The organism is Ectobacillus ponti (assembly GCF_024294785.1).
GTDB classification, from domain to species: domain Bacteria; phylum Bacillota; class Bacilli; order Bacillales; family Bacillaceae_G; genus Ectobacillus; species Ectobacillus ponti.
Genome location: NZ_JANCLT010000018.1, coordinates 22058 through 44195 on the forward strand (window position 1 = coordinate 22058; position 22138 = coordinate 44195).

At 56.7% G+C, this 22138-nt stretch carries 19 protein-coding genes; 8 read left to right on the forward strand and 11 right to left on the reverse strand.

Translation table 11 applies throughout. The features are described 5' to 3' along the window. Nucleotides 1-73 precede the first annotated feature (73 nt). Genes NK662_RS21180 through NK662_RS21195 form a run of 4 tightly spaced genes read left to right on the forward strand, consistent with a single transcriptional unit; the run spans nucleotide 74 to nucleotide 4099 of the window. Nucleotides 74-562 carry a zinc ribbon domain-containing protein gene (locus tag NK662_RS21180; protein WP_254760967.1) on the forward strand — a complete coding sequence of 163 codons (489 nt, stop codon included), beginning with the start codon at nucleotides 74-76 and terminating at the stop codon, nucleotides 560-562. Next, nucleotides 552-2036, forward strand: coding sequence for a zinc ribbon domain-containing protein (locus NK662_RS21185; protein ID WP_254760968.1), 1485 nt, complete (start codon nucleotides 552-554; stop codon nucleotides 2034-2036). The genes NK662_RS21180 and NK662_RS21185 overlap by 11 nt, the downstream gene beginning before the upstream one ends. Nucleotides 2037-2087: 51 nt before the next feature. Continuing rightward, entirely contained in the window at nucleotides 2088-3521 is a 1434-nt protein-coding gene (locus NK662_RS21190; protein ID WP_254760969.1) for a TcaA second domain-containing protein, read from the forward strand. Nucleotides 3522-3550: 29 nt separating this feature from the next. Further along, the gene (locus NK662_RS21195; RefSeq protein WP_254760970.1) at nucleotides 3551-4099 is read left to right on the forward strand and encodes a YARHG domain-containing protein; all 549 of its coding nucleotides are present in this window, start codon (nucleotides 3551-3553) and stop codon (nucleotides 4097-4099) included. A gap of 37 nt (nucleotides 4100-4136) precedes the next feature. On the opposite strand, the gene NK662_RS21200 is transcribed toward NK662_RS21195, so the two are convergent. From NK662_RS21200 to NK662_RS21215, 4 genes are all read right to left on the reverse strand, one after another. Then, a complete protein-coding gene (locus NK662_RS21200) occupies nucleotides 4137-5162 on the reverse strand; it encodes a GGDEF domain-containing protein (RefSeq protein ID WP_254760971.1) in 1026 nt (341 codons plus the stop codon). Further along, nucleotides 5140-7386, reverse strand: coding sequence for a putative bifunctional diguanylate cyclase/phosphodiesterase (locus NK662_RS21205; RefSeq protein ID WP_254760972.1), 2247 nt, complete (start codon nucleotides 7384-7386; stop codon nucleotides 5140-5142). The genes NK662_RS21200 and NK662_RS21205 overlap by 23 nt, the downstream gene beginning before the upstream one ends. Then, nucleotides 7344-7586, reverse strand: a complete 243-nt coding sequence (locus NK662_RS21210; RefSeq protein ID WP_254760973.1) for a hypothetical protein — start codon at nucleotides 7584-7586, stop codon at nucleotides 7344-7346. The genes NK662_RS21205 and NK662_RS21210 overlap by 43 nt, the downstream gene beginning before the upstream one ends. A 179-nt stretch (nucleotides 7587-7765) precedes the next feature. Further along, nucleotides 7766-8131: a hypothetical protein gene (locus NK662_RS21215; RefSeq protein ID WP_254760974.1), complete on the reverse strand. Its 366-nt coding sequence runs from the start codon at nucleotides 8129-8131 to the stop codon at nucleotides 7766-7768. Between the two features lie 133 nt (nucleotides 8132-8264). On the opposite strand from NK662_RS21215, the gene NK662_RS21220 reads away from it, so the two are divergent. After that, the gene (locus NK662_RS21220) at nucleotides 8265-9563 is read left to right on the forward strand and encodes an acetamidase/formamidase family protein (protein ID WP_254760975.1); all 1299 of its coding nucleotides are present in this window, start codon (nucleotides 8265-8267) and stop codon (nucleotides 9561-9563) included. A gap of 36 nt (nucleotides 9564-9599) precedes the next feature. On the opposite strand, the gene NK662_RS21225 is transcribed toward NK662_RS21220, so the two are convergent. The 6 genes from NK662_RS21225 to NK662_RS21250 form a co-directional block, all read right to left on the reverse strand. Beyond that, nucleotides 9600-10304, reverse strand: a complete 705-nt coding sequence (locus NK662_RS21225; RefSeq protein ID WP_254760976.1) for a vanadium-dependent haloperoxidase — start codon at nucleotides 10302-10304, stop codon at nucleotides 9600-9602. A gap of 162 nt (nucleotides 10305-10466) precedes the next feature. After that, a complete protein-coding gene (locus tag NK662_RS21230) occupies nucleotides 10467-11237 on the reverse strand; it encodes a hypothetical protein (RefSeq protein WP_254760977.1) in 771 nt (256 codons plus the stop codon). A 43-nt stretch (nucleotides 11238-11280) separates the two neighbouring features. Then, nucleotides 11281-12945, reverse strand: coding sequence for a thiol reductant ABC exporter subunit CydC (gene cydC / locus NK662_RS21235; RefSeq protein WP_254760978.1), 1665 nt, complete (start codon nucleotides 12943-12945; stop codon nucleotides 11281-11283). Further along, on the reverse strand, nucleotides 12942-14654 hold the full coding sequence (gene cydD, locus NK662_RS21240) for a thiol reductant ABC exporter subunit CydD (RefSeq protein ID WP_438503651.1): 1713 nt from the start codon (nucleotides 14652-14654) through the stop codon (nucleotides 12942-12944). Before cydD ends, cydC begins: the two co-directional genes overlap by 4 nt. Then, nucleotides 14654-15667: a cytochrome d ubiquinol oxidase subunit II gene (cydB, locus tag NK662_RS21245; RefSeq protein ID WP_254761008.1), complete on the reverse strand. Its 1014-nt coding sequence runs from the start codon at nucleotides 15665-15667 to the stop codon at nucleotides 14654-14656. The genes cydD and cydB overlap by 1 nt, the downstream gene beginning before the upstream one ends. After that, complete coding sequence (locus NK662_RS21250; protein WP_254760980.1) at nucleotides 15655-17055, reverse strand: cytochrome ubiquinol oxidase subunit I; 1401 nt, start codon at nucleotides 17053-17055, stop codon at nucleotides 15655-15657. Before NK662_RS21250 ends, cydB begins: the two co-directional genes overlap by 13 nt. A 194-nt stretch (nucleotides 17056-17249) precedes the next feature. Here NK662_RS21250 and NK662_RS21255 point away from each other — a divergent pair, with 194 nt between their 5' ends. Further along, a complete protein-coding gene (locus tag NK662_RS21255; protein WP_254760981.1) occupies nucleotides 17250-18032 on the forward strand; it encodes an arylamine N-acetyltransferase family protein in 783 nt (260 codons plus the stop codon). Here the strand turns inward: NK662_RS21255 and NK662_RS21260 are convergent. Continuing rightward, entirely contained in the window at nucleotides 18024-18647 is a 624-nt protein-coding gene (locus NK662_RS21260; RefSeq protein WP_254760982.1) for an alpha/beta fold hydrolase, read from the reverse strand. The two genes, NK662_RS21255 and NK662_RS21260, sit on opposite strands and share 9 nt — an antisense overlap. A gap of 114 nt (nucleotides 18648-18761) precedes the next feature. Between NK662_RS21260 and NK662_RS23665 the strand changes: the two genes are divergently transcribed. After that, complete coding sequence (locus NK662_RS23665) at nucleotides 18762-18896, forward strand: hypothetical protein (protein WP_279665494.1); 135 nt, start codon at nucleotides 18762-18764, stop codon at nucleotides 18894-18896. A 306-nt stretch (nucleotides 18897-19202) separates the two neighbouring features. After that, nucleotides 19203-21953, forward strand: coding sequence for a phosphoenolpyruvate carboxylase (gene ppc / locus NK662_RS21265; RefSeq protein WP_254760983.1), 2751 nt, complete (start codon nucleotides 19203-19205; stop codon nucleotides 21951-21953). Nucleotides 21954-22138: the final 185 nt, after the last annotated feature.

Genomic DNA, 22138 nt, shown 5'->3' on the forward strand with positions numbered 1-22138 from the left:
TATAGAAATATATTGGAATCGTAGGGAGGAGCGGTTGTACCGCTTTCTGCCGATAGAGAAGGGAGCGTGTTGCATGAGCAATTGGCAGCAGAAGGTCGGAGAGTTGGGATCGAAGGTTTCAGAGGCGGTGGAGCAGCAGAAGCAGCGGATTGCCCAGAGCCAGGAGGCAAGCGCGCTGCAAAAGCAGCTGCAGGCGCTGTTCAACCAGAAGGCCGGCTTCTATTTGGAGCTTGGCAGGCAGGTACATAGCCATGCAAGGCGCGGCGAGCGGCTGCCGGAGGGGATTACAGTGCCGGCGGGCGAGCTGCGGGAGCTGGATGTACATATCTTTACCCTCCAGAAAAAGCTGGAGGCGCTGCAGGAAAGCAGCATGGACCGGTTATGCACGAGCTGCCAGGAGCCGATCGGTGCGGATGATAAGTTCTGCGGCGGCTGCGGGGCCAGACAAAGCGAGCCGAATCCGGAGCCGGAAACGGTGTGCGCCGCCTGTTCACAGGATATTCCGGCCAGCGCGGCCTTCTGCCATGTATGCGGCGCGAAGGTGGGGCAGCATGCACTGTAGAGCGTGCGGCACAGCCGCTTATTCCTCCGGTCCCTACTGCATCAGCTGCGGTGCGGATGGCTTCCTCTATCACACAGGAGCGCGGTTCCTGGCCCAGGTGTTTCCGTTTTGCAAGGCGTGCGGCACGCACAATGAGAAGGGGAGCAATCATTGCATGAACTGCGGCGAAGCGCTGGCGCACTACAGCATTGGGGTGGCACCGGCCCATGCGGAGTCGGTGCCGCAGGCGGCAGAATCTTCCGGCCGGCAGCTGGAGATTGAGATCAGGCTGCAATCGCTGCTGCTGCCGTTTGCCGCCGCGTTTGGCGGACTGCTGCTGTTCTTTTTTGCCTTATCCCTGTATATCAAAGGAAAGGCGTCAGACGCATTGGCCGGGGTGCTGGGCGGGACGATGGATCTGCTTCCCGGTTTCGGCCAAATGGGAGAGTCGGCCAAGGGCTTGTTTGCGGCGCTGCTGGGGACGGCGAATTTGTTCCTGCAGTCGCTTGGGACATCGTTCCGCTTTGGAACGAAGCTGGGGGAGCAGAGCTATGCTCTGGATATGCAAATTCCGCTTTCTGTGCTCGGCGTGCTCATCGCAGCCGTCTTCTTCTTTGTCGGTCGGGCAGCCGGACGCGGCAGCCGGCGCTCTTGGCTGGAATCCGCCATATCTGCCGTACTTGTTGGCGTGATGTTTGCCATTGGCGCCGCTGTGCTCTCGTTCTTTGCGAGAGAGACGCTGACGGTTGAAGAGGTGACCATGAGCCTCCGTGTTCCGTTTTGGCGTGCGTTCCTGCATGCATTTGTAATTGGGGCGTTGTTCAGCTTTGCCGGCATGCTGTATCAGCAGGGCAAATCTCTGCTGGAGCTTGCTGTAAAGGCGGCATGGCGGACACATTGGCTGCTGATGGCCTTTGTTGCGGTGGCCACGCTTATATGGGTGTTCGCTGAAGACGGTTTTGCAGGCGGCTCTGCCATGATGTCCTTCCTGCTCCTGCTGATGCTTGCGCTGAATCTGTGCCTGCTTGTGCCGTTCGGCTCCTTTCATGTGAAGACGACCAGCATGCTTGACGGAAAGACCTTCGATGGAACCTTTTCTCTTGGGTCGCTGGAAAACACGAACAGCATGTACGGTGGCCTGCTCCAAGCGGATTTGGCAGGGGTGGATGCCATGCAAAGCATTGTCCTGTTCGCGCTGGCTGCTCTGATTCTGTATACAGTTTGGCGCGGATACCGGCATCCCGGCCAGATGACACAAATGGAGGCTGTCAAGATCAGCGCCGTTTTCGGCGCCTGCTTCGCGGTTTTCTCAGGCGGCTGGATGTATCTCATGCAGTCGGGCATCACAGCGGTTGGCGGCACAGGAAAGCTGCGGGAGCTGCTTGTCTGGGAGCCGTCCATGCTGCGAAATATGCTTCTCGCCTTTTTGCTGCTGACGGCGGCCCACTACGCGGGGCTGTGCTGGCGGCTGTACAAAAGCGGGGTTCGCTGGTGAAAGCGGGGAGGGCTGCATTTGGCCCTCCCTTTTAGGTAAGGAGGGGTGGAGATGAGCTTTTGTACGAATTGCGGCCAGGTGAAAAAACGGCTGGAGGATCGGGTCTGTGTGCATTGCGGTGAACGGTTTCCCGCGGACGAGCCTGCACCCGCGGAGGTGGCGGAGGAGCCGAAGGTCAAACGAAGGCGGCGCCTCATGTGGATCGGTATAGTGGCTGCCATCATCCTGCTGGCAGGAGGCGGCGGCTACGCCTATTCCTGGCTGGAGCAGGAGCCCGGCCGGTTCACCGAGCGGGTGATCCATGCGGTGGAAACTCATGATGCGAAAGCATTTCGCGAGCTTGCTTCGCTGGAAAAGCATATGCTGACGCAGGAGGAGGCGGAGCGGCTGCTGACAGCGATTCAGGAGGATGCAGCCACAGAGAAGCGGCTGGTCCGCTCTTTGCAGGAGCAGGAACAGGCGCTGCGCAGTCATCGTTCCGTGCGCCCGTTTCTGCTGAAGCTGCAGGAACAGAAAGAGAAGAAGTGGCTGTTTGCTCCGCAATATGAAGTGCAGATTCAGCCAGTCACTCTCACTGTTGCGGTTCCGGATGGTGCGGCTGTTAGGGTGAATGGAAAAAAGGAAACACCGAAGGAAGGCCGGCTGGAGCTGTCGCAGCTGCCCGGCAGGCAGGACATCCAAATTGAGGGGGAAGCCGCGCAGACACTGTATGTGTGGGAGGGACAGGAGGACTATCAGGTGCAGCTGCCGAAAGCAAAGCAGGAGAACACCGCTCCGCCTCCGCAGCCGGCTGATGCTCCCGCACCTGCCCCGTCCGCCGTGCAGGTCACCGGCGGCTTCATCCGCAATGCCGAGGTTGAGCCGCTTGTGCTGAAAATCCGTGCGGAATATAATGCCATCAACAGCGGCCTTGCCTCTCTGAAGAAGGAGAACATGGCCGGGGGCGTACGGTATGTGGATGAGAATGGCATGACTCGCAAGAAGGTGCTGTCCCGTGCTGATGGCGAAACCGAATTTTATTATTGGGCGGACGGCACGGTCTTTTTTGCCTTTCACAGCCATGGAGGGGAAGAGAACCGGTATTACTTTTATGAAAACGGCCTGATCCGCTGGATTGCGCAAAAGGCGGTCATCAATGCGGAGGAAGGGCAGCAGAATGCCTTATACCGGGAGCGGACCCGCACCTATATTGAGATGGCGTATGGCCGGCAGATCGGGGATGTGAAAGGCTTCTTCTCTGTCAGTCCGGAGCTGTATCCGGCGGTTCGCAGTTACATCCTGCAGCGGACCGGAGAGGATGTGAGCCTCATCCTGCGGCAAAATGAGGGATCGGCCCTGAGCTGTACGATGGAGCACAGTTCGGACCCCGGCTTTGTGTTTTGTACGTATAACGGCAGCGGCAAGGGAAGCAGCATGGACTTTTACGTGAACCTGAAGACGAAGCAGGCGATATCCGGGACAGAGTTTCTCGGCAGGAAAGAGTAGTGCACAGCAGCATGGGGACGGTGAACGGAATGAGGATATGTGCGAACTGCAAGCAGGAAGTGGAAACGCAGCTGCCCTGCTATTGCGGCAGCTGCGGGGCATGGGTGGAGCTGGAGGAACGAGCGGACAGACAGAAGCCGCGCATCCGCAGAAGGAAGCCGAAGCGGAACCTGTTCGTTGGCCTTGCGCTCCTGGCCCTCGTCTATTTTGTCATCAGCATAAGCATGCTTCGGCAGGCGCCGGAGCGCGCGCCAAAGCATGCAAGCGGGAACATCATCACTGCCAAGCTGCCCGGCAAGGAGGAACTGGATCAGGTGTTTCAGCCGCCCGATTATATCCTGTCTGACAGCGATACACGCAAGCTGACGGAGGCGGATGTGTATATGCTGACGAAGCAGCAGCTGCGCATCGCCCGCAGCGAGATTTTGGCGCGGCACGGGTATATGTTTGCGGATGCGGAGCTGCAGAGCTACTTCGCCCGAAAGCACTGGTATCATGCCAATCCTTCTTATAAAGGGGAGCTGGGCGGGGTGGAGTCGTATAATGTGCAGCTGCTGCAGCGCAAGGAGCAGCAGTAGCATCAGGCAAATAGGGAGCCGGCATGTGCCGGCTCCCTTACGTCATGGTCACCCGGTTGCGGCCGTCCGCCTTGGATTGATAGAGACCCCGGTCGGCCCGGTCCAGCAGGGCTTCCGCCGTTTCTCCGGACCGGAAGGCTGTTACACCGAAGCTGGCCGTCCGCGTTCCTGCCGCCAGAAAGCTGTATGCATGAATGGCCTGCCGCAGCTGTTCCGCCAACTGCAGGGCATCCTCCGCCGGCCCGGGCATCAGAATCAGAAATTCTTCTCCGCCCCACCGGCCAAAGAGCTGCTCCTCTGACAGGCGCTTCTGCACCAATCCGGCCAGCTCCTGCAGGACGGAATCGCCGACTTTATGTCCATACGTGTCGTTAATGGCCTTGAAATGGTCCATATCAAAGAAGATGATGGAGAATGGGGAGCGCTGCTCCATCCGTTCCTCCAGCCAAATATCAATTTGATGGCGGTTGGGAATGCCTGTGAGCGCATCGGCCAACGCCCTCTTTTTCACATTCTCCAGTTCAGCGAACAGCCGGAACAGGTAGTGCGCGAAGTAGAACATGAAAATATAGACGATATACGCAATATAAAATTGGCAGAGAGAGAGCAGGTTCTCATGAGAAACATGAGCAAGCTTCCCAACCCCAAAGCAAAGCAGAACCCCGAAAATCGTTAAAGAGTAGATGAGTGCCGGTCTGGCAGACAGAATCAGGAAGAAGACGAGCAGGACCGCCGGCATCCAAATGGCTGAAATGCCGAGCACAGGCTCCTTCCCTTGTGCCATGCTATGGAATATGCCGTCATACACCGTTGCAATATGCGCGAAGGTGAGCAGGGCGAGTGTGCCAAGCTCCACAAAGCGGATGAACCTCTTTCGATAAATGAGCAGCCAGACGGCCGTATACCAAACAAGCAGGAGACGGCTGGCCATGATATAGAAGCCCTGTGCTTCCGCCAAATGGGGCGCCAATAGGCTGTAAATCCCCAAAGCCAGAACAATGGGCGGAATGGACCAGAGATAGATCATCCGCTTCAAATCTTCAACCGACCGAATGCGCTTCATGATGCCCCTCCTCTTTGAGGAGCGCCGCCAGGGAATGCGCGCCGGCGCTTCTTTGCAAAAAGGCGATGAGCTGCTCCAGGGGCAGCGGCTTGCTGTAGAAGTAGCCCTGCACTTCCCGGCACTCCAGCTGCCGCAGCAATTCCACCTGCTGCTCTGTTTCCACGCCTTCGGCAATGACATTTAAGTTCAGGTGCTCCGCCATGGAGATGATCAGGGAAACAATGGCTTCGCTGCTTTCATCCTGCAGAACATCCTGAATGAAGGAACGGTCAATCTTGAGGCAATTGATCGGCAATGTTTTCAGGCTGCTCAGTGAGCTGTAGCCTGTCCCGAAATCATCCATGGAGACCTGAATGCCGAGCTCCCGCAGGCTGCACAGCTTGCTCACGACAACCTCTTGATTGTTCATCATCGTGCTTTCCGTCACTTCAATTTCCAGGCCGGACGGGGAAAAGCCCGTTTCCTCGCATGCCTGCTGAATATAGTCCACCAAATCCTCCTGGTGAAAATGCACCTGGGAGAGATTGACCGCCACATGGCACAGCCCCAGCCCCTCTTGGCAAATGCCGGCCATATCCTCGCATGCCTGCCGGATGACCCAGCGCTCAAGCGGCACGATGAGCCCGGTTTCCTCAGCAACACCAATGAATTGGTTCGGGGGAATCATGCCGTAGACCGGATGATTCCAGCGCACCAATGCTTCGGCGCTCGTGACGGTATTGGTCATAATATTATATTTGGGCTGATAGTGCAGAACGAGCTGTCCTTCTTCAATGCCTCTTCGAAGGTCGCCCTCCAGCTTCATTCTCCAATCGGCCGCCTCATGCACCTCTTGGCTGTAGAAGCGGAACGTATTTTTCCCGTTTCCCTTCGCCTGGTACATGGAAGCGTCAGCCCGGCTCATCATTTGCTCAGGCGCCGTGCCATCCACAGGGTAGATGGCAATGCCGATGCTTGCCGTGACGTAGCTTTCAATCCCATCCGCCTGAAACGGGCGGTTCATGCGCTGGATGATCAGGCGGGCGAGCGCTTCCAGCTCTTCTTTTGCCGCGTCTGGAATCAGGATGGTAAATTCATCCCCGCCCAGGCGGAACAGGAGGTGCTGCGGCGACAGGCAGCCTTGGATGCGCGCTGCGAACTCCCGGATGATTTTGTCGCCGAAGGAATGGCCGAAGGAATCATTCAGGTGCTTGAAGCGGTCCATATCCAAAAAGAACAGGGCGTAAGACTGCCCTTCTGCTTCAGCCGCCTGATGAACGTCCTGCAGGTGCTTCAAAAACGAGCGGCGGTTGGGCAGGCCGGTCAGGTCATCCTCGTAGGCATACTGTTCAATCAGGCGTTCTCTTTGCTTCTCCTCCGTGACATCCTTGACAATCGCCAAAACGGCGCTGACCAGCTGATGGTCAAACACCGGAATGGCCGTCACATCCAGCTCATAGCCGCTGCCGTGCTTGGACTGCACATGCATTTTCCAGCTTGTGCTGCTCCCATCCAGGGCAATCTGGAAATAATGGGAAGCAATCTCCCGCTCTTCCTGCTGCAGCAGGCTGAAAAACGTTTGATGCAGCAGCTTTTCCTTATTGGCGCTCAGCAGGTTCTCGGCCTGCGTATTCATCGCGAGGAATTGGCCCGCGGTGTTCACGAGAAAGGCCGGGTTTGGCTGATCCTGGAACACAAGATCGTAGTTGGACTGGTTCTCCGCAAGCAAATGATCCTTTTCCCGTATTTTCTGGTCGCTGAAAAAGGAGGGAACAAGGCCCAAAACCGACACGAACACCAATTCAAGGAGATAGGGAAGAAAAATGCTGTCGGCACTGGCGCCCGGGAACGGGTTCTGCAAGTCTGCTACGGAATGGAAGTAAATGATTGGCAGCCCGGCATACGAAATGCCGCCGGTGATGGCGCCCCAAATCTTCCATTGCTCCAGCTTCTGCTCGTCCTTCTCATTGCTCAATTGCAGGGTATACCGGATGCTGGCCAGGTAATATCCCGATGTCAACATAAGTGCCATGGCCAGCCGGATGGGCCTGATGTGCAGCGGCTCCGTAAAGAACAAATAGCTGGTGGACAGCAGAATGCCCATGGTGCCGATTGTCACGACGAGGGACCCAAGAAGGTAGCACATCGGAGTGCGGCTGACAGAAGAAGCGTTCACGACTCGAAGAATCAGATACGCGCCAATCAGGGAGGAAAGCATGACAAAGCATACATCAGGGAAATCCATACTGACCATATGCTGTACGGACAGAGTGTATAGAAGCTGCCGGCTCCTGTAGGAAGTCCGATCCCAAGCGTTCCTTTTCTGATGAGCTGTGCCTGCTCCCGCTGCAGATCTGTATTTTGAATCTGGTGATTGGTGGTGAGAAAGATATAGTACACGCAAACCGCAATCACATTAATCATGATTAAAGGAGCAAATAACATGGCTCTCCCCCATTTTGTATTTTGATGAAGCATTGGATTGATTATAGCGATGGTATCGTATAATAATCATACAACGAAACATAAAATAAAATAAATATTTTAATAAAAAGATAATGTGGAAATTAAGGGTATGGGAGGAAATCAGTATATACAGGAGGGAAGCGGCAGCCGGCCGCTTCTTATTGCTTATACTCGGCGTCATAGGAATTGCTGCCGGCATGAACAGACAGCAGGGTGTCCGCGTAGCCGACCAAACGGTTGACGAGTTCATCCGCCACCGCATAGACAAGGCGGTGCAAATCCGGGTGATGAAGAGCCGGGTCATCCAGGATCACCGTCGTGTTGATGAACACATCCCGGTTGCCGTACAAATGGTAATGAATGATGGCTTTTCCCGCCGCGCCGCCCGAACGCGGATCCTGAAAGCCCGGCAGGAACACGTACCATTCCTCGGCGGTGGCGGAGCGGAAGTTTTTGGTGAAGGTCATGCCGCGGAGCATGTCCTGTATGTGCTGCGGCAGGGCGTCAATGATGTTTTCTTCCATGCTGTAACCCTCCTTTTTCAGTAGTATGCCACGAAAAAGTTTTCGGAAATTTCGAACTTATATTTTGGAATCAAGATGTGCCGGGCTTATAATAGAATTGTAAGCCATTTACATATCGGGATGGGGGAGCTGCATGGAAGCGAAGCAAACTGTGTTTGTCAATGAGTTCACGAACGGCATCTTAGATCCTGCAGAAGCAATGCTCGGTCCGGTTCAGGACGGCGGCTATATTGTGGCCAATACGGCGCCCGGCTGCTGGGGGCCGATGATCACGCCGTGCATCCGCGGCGGACATGAGGTGACAAAGCCTGTGTATGTCGAAGGCGCGGAGGTCGGCGATGCCATCGCCATCCACATCCGGTCCATCCGGGTGACCTCAACTGCGACAGCCTCCGGCAATGACCGGCCGGTGGAGGGGCGGTTCCTGGGCGACCCGTTTGTGGCGGTGAAATGTCCGGAGTGCGGCACGCTGTATCCGGAGACCAAAATCGTCGGCGTCGGGCCGGAAGCGATCCGTTGCGCCAATTGTGAGGCGGATGTGACGCCATTTGTGTTCACGAACGGCTATACCATTGCATTTAACGAGGACCGGACTGTCGGGGTGACGCTGCCGCAGGAGGCTGCGGAGCAGATCGCACGCGACGGGCACGCCTTCATGGCGACACCGGAGAATTCCGTGCAAAATCCGATTGTCACCTTTGCCCCGCATGATTTGGTCGGTACAGTGGCCAGAATGCGCCCATTCCTGGGACAGCTTGGCACAACACCGTCCCGGCCGCTGCCGGATTCCCACAACGCCGGCGATTTCGGCCAATTTTTAATCGGCGCGCCGCATGAGTATGGCGTCACGGCGGAGCAGCTCACGGATAAAACAGACGGACATATGGATATTAACCGCGTCCGGGAAGGCGCTGTGCTGATTTGTCCGGTGAAGGTGCCGGGCGGCGGCGTGTATCTTGGCGATATGCATGCGATGCAGGGGGACGGGGAGATTGCCGGGCATACGGCTGACGTGGCCGGACTTGTCACGCTGCAGGTGCAGGTCATTAAGAATTTGCCGATCGACGGCCCGATGCTGCTGCCGGTGCCGGAGGATCTGCCGTATTTGGCGAAGCCGGTAACACAGGAGGAGCGCGCTGCTGCTTTGCGCGTGGCGGAGCGTTGGGGTGTGCCGCAGCTTGAGGAATCGCTGCCGGTATCCTTCATTGGAACGGGCGCGAACCTGAATGAAGCGACGGACAACGGCCTGCGCCGGGCGGCCGAGGTGCTTGGCATCACCGTGCAGGAGGTGCTGAACCGGGCGACCATCACCGGCTCCATTGAAATTGGCCGCCATCCCGGCGTTGTCACGGTAACCTTCCTCGTGCCGCTGCCCTACTTGGACCGGGCGAAGCTGACCGGGCTTGTGCGGGCGCAGTATGTAAAAGGATAAAGAAAAAACAGAGCTGGCGCTGCGTCAGCTCTGTTTTTATGTTTGCCCCGCACCCAGCTCCCGCAGGGCAATGTTGCCAATCTGCCGCCCGAGCCGGAGGCCCTCATCATTATCTGCTTGAAAATGCACGCCCGCGTAAAAGCGCGACAGCGCCGCCTCCCTGACAATCTCTTGGATACGGGCGGAGTAGGCCGGAAAAAAGTAAGTCAGAACGGCTTCGGCGCAGCCGGAAATGGTGGCATGCGCGGACGGATAAGAAGGAAAGCGCGGCGTGAACAGGACGGTCGGCAGGCTGTGCCCGTACTGGTTCGGGCGCGCCACATCCCACTTATATTTCAGCATCCAGGTGATCACACATGTATCATGGATGGCAGCGTTCAAATAAGCGGTCATGCGGGCTGTCTCGGGTGAACCGTACCGGTAGGCCTCAGCCAAGGAGTAGGCGAGGCTGTTCATCTTCGCGGCAACTTCGCCGGTCCCCCAGTACTTGGCGATTTGAATATGCTGGTTGGTTTGGGCATGCAGCGTCTGCTCCAGCAAAGCGAGCTCGCTGCCCCAATTGACGGTGTTCGGGTGCTTAATGCTCCAGGTGATGACGCGTCCGGACAAGTCCAAAAATTGTCCGTTCGTCCCTTTTTCAATAAAAAACATGGACCAGTAGCCCGGTGCCGCAGAGCCCTTTGGCGGCTCCTGCTCGCCGGGGTACGGGTATTCGGACCATTTTCTGTAGATGGTTCGCATCGGGCAGTCCTCCCTGCATGTAGAGCTTCTTTGTTCATTTTACTCCTGCAGGGGTATTCCTAGAATAATCTGGGGGTTTGAAATGTCCTTCTGGTATCATGCAGGTACAGCTTATAGTGCAAGAAAAAAGCGATCGCTCCCGGAAGCAATCGCTTTTCTCGTTTACAGGCCTGTGTCGGCTGTTGGATCAACCGCCGGTGCAGGCGGTGTGACAGCAGGAGGTGTAACAGCAGGTGCTGCAGGTGCGGTGCCCGCTGCCGGCGCGGCATCGAGGTAGGCCTGAATGACCGCTTCATAGGTCAGCGGCAGCTGCGCAACCTTTGTTTTGGTGTTCAGCACAAAGGACAGATTGCTGAAGGGTTGCGTCGCGACCAGCGTCCCGTCGAGCGTCATGATGGTATATGTGCCGCTTGCTTTTCCCTGCACCACAATTGGGCTGTGGCTGTGCGGATTGCGCGCCAGGGTGGCATGGACGTCCACACGGTAGGTTGCGCCGTTGTACGTATACGTTTCCGTTCCGTTCAAGGCCGCATCCGCGGCCTGATAGCGCCCTGTTCGCCCGCCCATGTGCAGATCATAGCTGCCGGTGGCCACAGCCACTGTATGCTTTCCTTTGGCGGCATGGGCTTTGCCATGGGTTTCGCTTTTCGGTGCGCTTACCTTCACCGGCGCTTTGCCCGCCGCTTGTGTCGGCATGGCGCCGGCGCCGATCGCCATGGAAGCAACCATGGCGGTGCCGGCCATCACCTTCACGCTTTTTACAGACAAATATGGGAACTTTTGCTTGGCATACGCCAAGGCATCCTGCTGCAGGCTGTCCGTCCCTGCTTCACCCAGCTCCGCGGAGAATTCCTCCATCGTTTCATGCGTGTACAGGCGGATGATATAGGAACCATTTTCTTCATGAATGTCATGCTTATAAAATTTGCTCATTTATCTCACCTCAATGTGTTAGTGTGGGACAAGAGAGCATTCTTTATCCATCAGAAAACGGGCGGTCCAAGCGGTACAGGCGGGCATAGCGCTCCCGCTGCAGCAATTCTTCATGCGTACCCCGCAGTACCATTCGTCCTTTTTCCAAAAATATAATTTGATCGGCAGTATCTGCCAGCGTCAGGTGATGGGTCACCCAAAGCACGGTTTTGCCGCGCAGTACGTCAAACATGGTGGTCAACAGCTCCCGCTCTGTCAGCGGGTCAAGTCCGATGGTCGGTTCATCAAGAATGACAATCGGCTTCTCCTGCAGCAGAACCCGCGCGAGCGCAATGCGCTGCCGTTCGCCGCCGGAGAAGCGCATGCCGGTTTCCTGCATCGGCGTATCATAGCCGTTCGGCAGGGAGGAGATATAGTCATGCAGCTTCACCTGCTTCGCGGCCCATTGCACCTCTTCATCCGTCGCCGCCGGATTGCCGAGGCGGATATTGTTCAGCACCGAGGTGTCAAAGAGGTGCGGCTGCTGGTTCAGCACCGCGACTTCGCCGTTTACCGCAACCGTGCCGCTGCTTGGCGCAATCACGCCCTGCACGAGCTTCAGCAGCGTGGATTTGCCGGCGCCGCTCGGTCCGAGCAGCGCCAGCGTTTCGCCCGGCTGCAGCGAAAAGGTGAGCTTCTCCAGCACCGATGATGTTCCATAACGGAAGGATACATCGGAAAACGAGATGGCGTCACTGCCGCCGCGGCTGACGGGAACCGTGTCCGGCAGCTGCGTTTCCAGACCGGCCAGGCGTGCCCGGGAGCTGTCGTATGCTGGAATTTCACTGACTGCATCAGAAAGCGGCAGAAACGCCTCCGTCAGCGGGAACAGCACAAGCACAAATGCAGCAATCATGACCGGAGCCAGAGCACCGCTTGCCGCCTGCCCGGACGCCCAGCCCAGCATGGAAATTACCATGAGGAGCACCACGGCCTGTGCGAGCGTGGCCCGCCAGCGCAGGAAGCGCTGCTGGCGCAGCTCCATGGTGAGCAGCTTCTGCTCCTGCGCCTCATAATCCCGGATGAAGTCCGCCTGCCGGCCGCTGAATTGCCAGTCGCCGATGCCGATGACTGCATCTGTCAGCTTTTCGTACAAAGCATGCCGCTCTGTTTTCATCTGCCGTACCCGCGCTTTTGTCGCCAAAAGTGAAACGAAGGGGAAGAGGAAGACGAGCACAGCAGCGTAGACGGCCATCAGCAGGGCGAACGGCCAGGAGAACAGGCCGAGCAGCAGGACGGACAGAAGATAGAGAGTGAGGCCGACCAGGCTTGGAAAAATCGTTTTCAGATAGATGTCCTGCAGCTTTTCAATGTCCTCTGCCAGCAAACCGAGCACATCGCCCGTCTGGAACCTGGCAAAGGGGGACAGCACCTGCGGTTCGATGATTTCATATACCGTAGTGCGCATCCGGGAGACGATTTTCAGCACGGCATGGTGCCCCAGCAGGCGCTCCGCGTAGCGGGACACGGCCCGCCCGATGCCGAAGGCCCGCACCGCCACAATCGGCACGTAAATCAGCAGCAGATTCTCCGGACGGGTGGCTGCCTTTGAAATGAGAAAGCCTGAAGTGAACATCAGGGCAGCTGCGAAGAAGGCTGTCAGCAGGCCGAGGGCGATGACGAGCAGCAGCAGCCGCTTCTGTTCTTTGATATAGGATCCAATGCTCATGCTGTACCTCCCAGCTGTGCCTGCACGAGGCGCCAATAGCCGCCGCGCCGCTGCAGGAGCTCCTCGTGTGTGCCGGCTTCGGTGATCCGGCCATGCTCCACAACATAAATATAGTCCATCTCCGGCATCCAATGGAGCCGGTGCGTCGCAAGAAACACAAGCTTCTGCTCGAACAGCTGCAGCAGGGTTTCCTTCAGCTCATACTCTGTTTCAATGTCAAGGTGGGCAGTCGGCTCATCAAGCAGCAGAATCGGCCGGTCATCCAGGAATGCGCGGGCAATGGCCACACGCTGCGCCTGGCCGCCGCTCAGCGCCCGGCCGCCCTCGCCGATTTCTTCTTCCAGACCGATTTCCCGCACCAGCTCCGCAAGACCTGCTTGCTTCGCGGCCGCCAAGGCTTCCTGCCGAGAAGCATCCGGCTTGTAAAAGCGAATGTTATGCAGCAAAGAGCCGTGGAAGAGATAGGGGTGCTGCGGAATGTAGCCCACCTGCCGTTGCCAATCTCCGCGCTGCAGGTGGGTGAAGCTTTGTCCGTCCACTGTGAGGCGGCCGCCGCTTAGGGCATGAAAGCCGCCGAGCACCTCAATCAGCGTGGACTTGCCGGCGCCGCTTGCACCGACGATACCGATTTTTTGGAATCCTGTTACAGCCAGCTTGGCATCCTGCAGCGAGGGCTTGCCATCCGCATCGTGCTGCACCGTCGCATCAAGCAGCTCCAATTGCGAATGCTCACTCCAGGGAGCAAGCGGTTGCCCGTCTTCAGGCGCAAAAGGCTGCAGACTGATGAGCTCCCGCAGCCGTGTGCCGACTTCCCGGCCGTTCAGCGTCGCATGATAGTCCGCGCCGATTTCACGTATCGGCAGGAAGTACTCCGGCGCCAGGATTAAAATCGTCAGGGCCGGCGCGAGGGTGATGTCCCCGTCCACCAGCCGCAGCCCGAGGAAGACGGCCACGGTCGCCACTGCCAGCATCGTGAAAAAGTCCATCGCGAATGAGGACAGAAAGGCCATCCGCAGCGTGCGCATGGTGGACGCACGGTAGCGTTCGCTTACACTCACAATGCTTTGTAAATGGGCGCGGCTGCGCCCCAAGTATTTCAGCGTTTCCAGCCCGCGCAGGGAATCCACGTAATGGTTGGCGAGGACGCGGTAGGTGCGCCACTGCTGATCGGCCTGCTTTTTCGCGGCAAGACCAAGCAAGATCATGAACAGCACAAGAATCGGCAGTGCCAGCACGAGAATGGTGCCGGACGTGCGGTCCTTCCAAAATACGCAGAGAGCAACCATGGCGGGGATGGTGAGCATGCTGGAGAGCTTCGGCAGGAAGAGAACGAGGTATTGCTTCAGCTGCGCGACGCCTTCCACAAGCAGCGTGACGACATTCCCGGTGCCAAGCTTCTTCGCGGCGCGGGGGCCAAGCTGAAACAAACGAGTGATGGCCTGCTCGCGCAAATCCGCACTGAGCCCTGCGGCATAGCGGTGCACCAATCTTTGCTTGCCGTGCTGAATGAGGTGTCGCGCCAAAAAGGCGAGGCCGAAATAGAGAATTTCATTGCGTGCGGCCTGCAGGGAACTCCCCTCAAACAGGCGCGTGACCGCTCCTGCAAGCCAGATGGCTTGCAGGAGGACGGCCGCTCCCTGCAGGATGGCAGCAATGGTAAGTGCCAAGAGGATGGCCGGCATTCCCTTGTATTGCCACAACTCCTTCATCAATACACCATATCCTTTCCGTCCACGCGCTTGCGGAAGACGTAGTAGCTCCAAATTTGGTAGCCGAGCACGAACGGCAGCAGGCCGAGCGCCACAAACGTCATCACCTTCAGCGAATACGCGCCGGACGAAGCATTGTAGACGGTCAGGTTGAACGCGCTGTCGAGGGAGCTGACCATGACGCGCGGGAACAAGCCGGTGAAGATGGTCGCGATGGTGAGCGCGATGCCGAGCCCGCTCATGCCGAACGCCCAGCCGTCACGCTGCTTGGCGATGTACAGCCCGCTGAAGCTGTAGCTCAGCACGATGGCGACAATCATCGGCGTTGTGGCCCAGCCGCGGTACGTGAACAGATCTGTCTGGAAGTAGGACAGTATCGTAAAGGCCACAAGGCCAATGAGAACAAAGAAGACGACACGCTGTGCCATGTGGCGGGCGCGCTCCTGCAAGCTGCCCACGGTGCGTAACGTAGTAAACAGCAAGCCGTGCAGCAAGCACAGCAGCGTGACTGCAATCCCACCGGTAACTGTGTAGACATTCACATAGTCGGAGAAGCCGGCCCGCAGCGTCATGCTTTCATCAATCGGCATCCCTTTTAACAGACTGGAGAAGAGAACGCCGAACAGAAACGGTGGCAAGGTGCTGCCGATGAAAATGACCCAGTCCCAGGAATGGGTCCATCTGGTGCTGTCGACCTTGCCGCGGAATTCAAAGGCAACGCCGCGCCCGATCAGCGCAAGCAGCACAAACACGAAAGGAATATAGTAGCCGCTGAACATGGTCGCGTACCAGTGCGGGAATGCCGCGAAAATCGCGCCGCCGCCGGTCAGCAGCCATACTTCGTTGGCGTCCCAGAACGGCCCGATCGTGTTGATGAGCATGCGGCGCTCGAGGTCGTTGCGGGCCAGGAGCTTGCCGGCCATGCCGACGCCAAAGTCAAAGCCTTCGAGAAAGAAAAATCCGATGAACAAAACTGCGACGAGTCCAAACCAAAGCTCATTCAGTTCCATGATTGCACTGCCTCCTTGCCGAACGGATCAAATGTTGTCCCGGTTTCTGTATGATGATGCTCTGTGCCTTTCTTGATCTCTCTGACGAACAAGTACACAAGCAAAATGGCCAGCACGAGATAGATGAGCGTAAAGGCAATGAAGGAGAATAAGAGAGAGCCATACGATACATTCGGTGATACGGAGGCCGCGGTTGTCATCAGCCCGAACACCGTCCATGGCTGCCGCCCGATTTCAGTCATAATCCATCCCGCGGAGTTCGCGATGAACGGGAAGGAAATGAGCGCCACCATGGTGCGCAGGAACCACTTTGTTCCCATGAGCTTGCTGCGGTATTGCAGCAGAAGCCCCAGCGCTGAGACGAGAATCATCAGGATGCCGGCGCCCGCCATGACGCGGAAGCTCCAGAAGGTTGTTTTCACCGGTGGAATGTAGTTGCCCGGTCCATATGTTTTTTCATATTGCTTTTGCAGGGTCAGCATGCCCGGCACATTGCCCTCAAATTTTTCATAAGCGAGATAGCTCAGCAAATACGGAACCGAAATCTCAAAGCGGTTTTCCTGCTTGTCCGTATCAATGCCGGCCACAATCGTCCAGGCCGCCGGATCGCCGCTGTCTTTCCAGAGCGCTTCACTTGCCGCCATTTTCATCGGCTGTGATTCCATCAAATGCTTGGCCTGCGCGTGTCCGCTGAAGGCGACCCCAAGACCGGACAGGAGTCCCACAATCATGGCGATGCGGAAGGATTTCGCGAAAAAGTCAATTTCCTGCTTTTTCAACAGCTTGTAGGCGCTGACGCCGCCGATGAAGAAGGCGCCGGTTGCCAGCGCGCCGAACACAACGTGCGGAAACTCCACGAATAGCTGCGGATTTGTTAACAAGGCAAAAAAGTCGTTCATCTCCGCGCGGCCATTCTTGATTGCGAACCCGACCGGCTCCTGCATGAAGGAGTTGGCTGCCAAAATCCAAAGGGCGGACAGCATCGTGCCGAGTGAGACGAGCCAAATGCATGCCAGGTGCACCTTTTTTGAGAGGCGGTCCCAGCCGAAAATCCAGAGTCCGATAAAGGTGGACTCCATGAAAAAGGCGAGCAGCGCTTCAATCGCCAGCGGGGCCCCGAAGACGTCCCCGACAAACCGGGAGTATTCGGACCAGTTCATCCCAAACTGGAATTCTTGAATGATCCCTGTTACCACGCCGACCGCAAAGTTGATGAGAAACAGGTGTCCCCAGAACTTGGCCATGTTCTTGTACGTTTCATCGTTTTTTACCACATAGATTGTCTGCATGAGCGCGACCATGAATACGAGACCGATTGACATCGGCACGAATAAGAAGTGAAAGATGGTCGTGGCGCCGAACTGCAGTCGTGCGAGCATAAGCTCTGACATATCGTTCCCCCCTATATTAGCTTGACTGTGATTTTGCTCACAGATTCACATACACTATTGTAGAGGATATTCCTGCCGATTCTCCCTGGAATGTTGACAAAAATATGGCAGGAATATAGAGAAATTGTGGCAAGGCAGGAAGGCGCATGCCGGGGATGGATGCGTTATAATGGAATAAAAAAGGAGGAAGAGAGATGACTGGACTTGATGCAGGGTTCCGGAAGCGCATTGGCTTTTCGAAGGAGGGGCCCCTGGCGTTTGCGGATTTGCCGGAGGTGCTGGAGCGGACCTCAAGAACGATTCCGTTTGAAAATCTGTGTGTTTTGACTGAAGAGGCGAAGGAGATTACGAGCGGGCATTTGGCCGGGAAAATCTTGGAGCGCGGGGAAGGCGGCCTGTGCTATGAGCTGAACGGGCTGTTATATTTTGTGCTCCAGGAAAACGGGTTTTCAAATGTTCTTGTGCGCGGCGTGGTGTACAACCCGGTGCGGCAGGAGTGGAGCGGCACGGGGCGGACACATGTGGTGAACCTGCTCCCGTATGAAAGTGAATTATACCTGATTGACAGCGGCTTTGGCAGCAATATCCCGCTTGCGCCTGTGCCGTTGACAGGTGAAACGGTAACGTCACCGAACGGAGAGTTTCGCGCGCGTCCGCTGCATACGGAGCACGGCGACTTTGTGTTTGAGATGAAAATCAAGCATAAGGATGCAGACTGGCAGCTTGGCTATGCCTTCGATTCCATAAGACCGGCCGAGCCGTCCGAACTGAGTGAAATTCAGGCCGTCATCCGCGCGCATCCGGCCTCCTCCTTCAATAAAACGCCGCTGCTCACCCGTTTGACAGAAGGCGGCAGTGTAACGCTGACGCACGCCTCCCTGACAGAATGGAAGCACGGCAAGCTGCAGAAGGATGAGCTGGACGAGGCGCGTTTTAAGAGTCTGGCACGGGAGCGGTTCGGCATCCATTTATCCTGAGAACCGCCCTGTGCGCAGGAAAGCATCGGTGAGCCGTGCTGTCTCCGGCTGATGATGAATGTCCTTATGATGGTATGGCAGCTTGATGAAAGCGGACAGACCGGAAAATGGCACTGAGCCGACTTCCACACGCCCGTCATTTTCGCCAATCAGCAGCCGCCCGAGCAGCAGGTCGCTCCGGTTGCCTGCGATGGCGGCAATGTCAATGCCATGCGGGTTTTGCAGGCCTTGCTCCGCCACATAGCCTGGGCGGAGCGATTGCAGGGTTTTGTAGGTGCGGATATACGGGCCGATTTTCGCCGCCGTATCCGCCAGCCGGCTGCCCTGGTTCGGCGTGGCGATGAGCACACAGCGCCCGATGCGGTCCGCGTGCTTCGTGTTATGCAGGAGTTTGCGGATGACGAGGCCGCCGGTGCTGTGCCCCACGAGGTGAATCACCGGCTCGCGCAGGTTTGCCAGCAGCACCTCCAATTCTCCGGCCGCATGGACAAATTCCTGATAGGTGAGCGGCAGGTCGGGCGCCAGGCACGTGTAGCCAAGCTGTTCGAGCTGGCGCGCCAACGGCTGCATGTCTGCGCCGCTTTTGTAAAAGCCGTGAACGAGAATGGCAAGCATGGAATTCCCTCCTGATGGCAGCGTTTTTCCTCAGTATACAGCGTATTTCCGCCGGATGCATAAGCCTTTCTGCTTGCGACACAATATGTCTGTAATCGGGAAGGAGGGAATGGGATGAGCAAGCAGCACGGTGCAGGAAAGATGAACAACAATCAAACGGGCGATCAGGTCGAGCAGCAAAGCGCCCGCAATACAGGCACGGAGCCGAATGATCCGCGCAGTGTCAGCAAGAAGAAGAGCGGCAAGTAAGATAAGCTGGAGCACGGGGAGCTGTGCTCCACTTTTTATACATATAATTTGCATTTTTATACAAATTAGATGTAAGCGCATTCCTGTCGCGGCAATATATGCAAATAGTAGAAAAAGAGAGCGCTTTCTTGTTGCCGGAAGCGTTTTTTGGAGACTCAAACGATAGATTTATCTTTCTGGCATACTTTTTTAAAATGAAAGTCTAGGAGATATGTCCCTATGTATGCTATAATCATGCAAATGCTAAGTTATAGAATAACTCGAATTATGTGAAAATTTGGAATTGATTTGAAGGGTTGTGAGACAATGACAGTTGTAAAGGAACCATTTGGTCCCCTGAAGCGGGACGTTCGCATGCTGCGCGATATACTGGATGAAGTGCTGTTTCATGAAGGCGGCGATGCGCTTGTCGGCAAGGTGCGGAGCATCCGCAGCATTGCCAAGCTGCGCCGGGAAGAGCAGAGCGAGTCTTACTATGCGCAGCTGAAGGAGGAGATTGCCAGCCTGGAGCCGCCGGTGCGCCAGCAAGTGATCCGCTTCTTTTCCATTTATTTGCAGCTTGTGAATATTGCGGAGCAGAACCACCGCATCCGCAGACGCCGGGAGTATCAGTATCAGGGCGATGACGTAGCGCAGCCGGGATCTCTTGAGGATGGCGTGGCGACGCTGCTGAAGAATAACATCAGTGAAGAGGTTGTTGCGCAGGCGCTGGGAACGATGTCACTGGAGCTTATTATTACCGCGCATCCGACAGAGGCGACACGCCGTACGGTGCTGCAAATTCATCAGCGCATCGCGGCGCTCCTGGAGCGGTTGGATGAGCGTTGTACGAAGCGCGACCGCAAGAGCCTGGAGGAAAGCTTGTTTAACGAAGTGACGGCCCTGTGGCAGACGGATGAGCTGCGCGACCGCAAGCTGACCGTCATGGATGAAGTGGCGAACGGTCTGTACTATTTCGATGAAACGCTGTTTGATGTTTTGCCGCAGGTGCACCAGGACTTGGAGGACCTGCTGGCGGAGCGGTATGACTGTGAGTGGGATGTGCCGACCTTCCTGCGCTTTGGCTCCTGGATTGGCGGCGACCGCGACGGCAACCCGAACGTAACGGCGGCTATGACGTGGCGCACGCTGAAGCGCCAGCGCGAACTCGCGCTGCGGAAGTACCGGGAGGAGCTGCGGGAGCTTGTGAAGCGGCTGAGCCAGTCGGTGAAGTGGGTGGATGTCAGTGAAGAGCTGAAGCAATCGATTGCCCTGGAGAAGCATTTGCTCGGCGACGATAAGCAGTGGCGCAACGGCGATGAGCTGTATCGCCAAAAAGTGGCCATCATGCTGGAGAAGCTGGCCCGCTGCGGCGAAGAAGAGGGCGGCTATCAGTCTGCTGATGCATTCCTGCAGGATATTGTGATGATTGAGCAAAGCATGAAAAACCATCACCCGAACGGCTACACCCTGAAGCGCCTCCGCAAGCTGAAGCGCCAGATCGAGCTGTTTGGCTTCCATTTGGCGACGCTTGACATCCGCAACCACAGCGGGGAGCATGAATCCGCGATTGCCGAGATTTTCCGCACGGTGAATGTGGCGCCGGATTACAAGTCACTGTCAGAGGAAGAGAAAATGAAGGTTTTGGTGGAAGTCCTCAAGGACCGCCGCCCGCTCATTTCCATTTTTGATACGTACTCACCGGAAACACAGGAGATCATTGAAGTGTTCCGGATGATCCGCCGCGCGAAGGATGAGTTTGGCGAGCGCGCCATTGAAGTGTATTTGATCAGTATGACCCAGTCGGCAAGCGATTTGCTCGAGGTGCTTGTGCTGGCGAAGGAGGTCGGCCTGTACCGCGTCTATCCGGACGGCGAGGTCGTAAGCCGCCTGCATGTGGCGCCGCTTCTGGAAACCATCGACGACCTGACGGCGGGGCCGCGCATTATGGAGCAGCTGTTCCAAATGGATCTGTACCGCGAGCATCTGCAAAAGCGCGGCGATTTGCAGGAAATTATGCTTGGCTATTCGGACGGCAGCAAGGACGGCGGCACACTGACTGCGAACTGGAAGCTGTACAAGGCGCAGCAGGAGATTCATAACATGGCGAAGCAGTACAGTATCCGCCTGAAATTCTTCCACGGGCGCGGCGGCTCGCTGGGCCGCGGCGGCGGTCCGCTGAACCGGAGCCTCTTGTCCCAGCCGGCGGAAACACTCGGCGACGGCGTGAAAATTACGGAGCAGGGCGAGGTGCTGTCCTCCCGCTACATGCTTGCCGACATTGCCTACCGCAGTCTGGAGCAGGCAACGAGCACGCTGCTGACGGCGATTGCCCATGTGTCCAAGGAGGCGGAGCCGGATAATCTGCGCTCCTCTGAGTGGGTGGAAGCCATGGACGAGATTGCAGCCTACTCGCTGGAAAAATACCAATCTCTTGTATTCAAGGATCCGGACTTCCTGACGTACTTCCGGGAAGCAACACCGCTTCTTGAGCTGGGCGCCCTCAACATCGGCTCCCGTCCGATGAGCCGGAAGGGCAGCAGCCGCTTTGAGGATCTGCGTGCCATTCCATGGGTATTTGCCTGGACGCAAAGCCGCCAGCTTCTGCCGGCTTGGTTTGCGGCAGGAACAGGGCTGCAGCGGTTTGCCGAAGAAAAGGATGGCTTGGAGCTGCTCCGGCAGATGTATGAGAAGTGGCCATTCTTCCGTTCCACCATCGACAACATGCAAATGGCCCTGACCAAGGCAGATTTGACGACTGCTACGGAGTACGCTGACATGGTGAAGGACGGGGCAATTGAACAGCGCATTTTCGGGGCGATTACGGAGGAGTATCATAAGACGAGAGATATCATTTTGCAGATTACGGACCAGGAGGACCTGCTCGATCAGGTGCCGAATATCAAGGAATCCGTGCGTCTCCGCAATCCATACGTCGATCCGTTGAACTTCCTGCAGGTGCAGCTCGTGTCTGAGCTCCGCTCAAAGACAGAGAGCGACGATGATACAAGCGAGTTGCTGCGCGAGGTGCTGTTAACCATCAACGGCGTTGCCGCTGGCTTGCGCAATACAGGCTGATACAGAGAGGGGGGGACCTGACATTTGGGTTCCCTCTTTTTCTTGTGCGCCCATAAGGGGGTGAAACCATACATGGCGTGATGGAACAAAACAGAAGGGGATGAAACGATCTTATAAACCGAATTTGGGGAATGGAACAATCATTTAAAAAAATGAAACAATGCCCTCAAAAAATGAAACAATTC

Bases quoted from the DNA above. Each gene is read 5' to 3' on its own strand.
- cydD (WP_438503651.1), bottom strand. From the start codon at position 14,654: ATGAAGGAGTTGTGGCAATACAAGGGAATGCCGGCCATCCTCTTGGCA.
- cydC (WP_254760978.1), bottom strand. From the start codon at position 12,945: ATGAGCATTGGATCCTATATCAAAGAACAGAAGCGGCTGCTGCTGCTC.
- NK662_RS21195 (WP_254760970.1), top strand. From the start codon at position 3,551: ATGAGGATATGTGCGAACTGCAAGCAGGAAGTGGAAACGCAGCTGCCC.
- NK662_RS21250 (WP_254760980.1), bottom strand. From the start codon at position 17,055: ATGTCAGAGCTTATGCTCGCACGACTGCAGTTCGGCGCCACGACCATC.
- NK662_RS21260 (WP_254760982.1), bottom strand. From the start codon at position 18,647: ATGCTTGCCATTCTCGTTCACGGCTTTTACAAAAGCGGCGCAGACATG.
- NK662_RS21200 (WP_254760971.1), bottom strand. From the start codon at position 5,162: ATGAAGCGCATTCGGTCGGTTGAAGATTTGAAGCGGATGATCTATCTC.
- NK662_RS21220 (WP_254760975.1), top strand. From the start codon at position 8,265: ATGGAAGCGAAGCAAACTGTGTTTGTCAATGAGTTCACGAACGGCATC.
- NK662_RS21225 (WP_254760976.1), bottom strand. From the start codon at position 10,304: ATGCGAACCATCTACAGAAAATGGTCCGAATACCCGTACCCCGGCGAG.
- NK662_RS21255 (WP_254760981.1), top strand. From the start codon at position 17,250: ATGACTGGACTTGATGCAGGGTTCCGGAAGCGCATTGGCTTTTCGAAG.
- NK662_RS21185 (WP_254760968.1), top strand. From the start codon at position 552: ATGCACTGTAGAGCGTGCGGCACAGCCGCTTATTCCTCCGGTCCCTAC.
- NK662_RS21230 (WP_254760977.1), bottom strand. From the start codon at position 11,237: ATGAGCAAATTTTATAAGCATGACATTCATGAAGAAAATGGTTCCTAT.
- NK662_RS21205 (WP_254760972.1), bottom strand. From the start codon at position 7,386: ATGGATTTCCCTGATGTATGCTTTGTCATGCTTTCCTCCCTGATTGGC.
- NK662_RS21215 (WP_254760974.1), bottom strand. From the start codon at position 8,131: ATGGAAGAAAACATCATTGACGCCCTGCCGCAGCACATACAGGACATG.
- NK662_RS21210 (WP_254760973.1), bottom strand. From the start codon at position 7,586: ATGTTATTTGCTCCTTTAATCATGATTAATGTGATTGCGGTTTGCGTG.
- NK662_RS21190 (WP_254760969.1), top strand. From the start codon at position 2,088: ATGAGCTTTTGTACGAATTGCGGCCAGGTGAAAAAACGGCTGGAGGAT.
- NK662_RS23665 (WP_279665494.1), top strand. From the start codon at position 18,762: ATGAGCAAGCAGCACGGTGCAGGAAAGATGAACAACAATCAAACGGGC.
- NK662_RS21180 (WP_254760967.1), top strand. From the start codon at position 74: ATGAGCAATTGGCAGCAGAAGGTCGGAGAGTTGGGATCGAAGGTTTCA.
- ppc (WP_254760983.1), top strand. From the start codon at position 19,203: ATGACAGTTGTAAAGGAACCATTTGGTCCCCTGAAGCGGGACGTTCGC.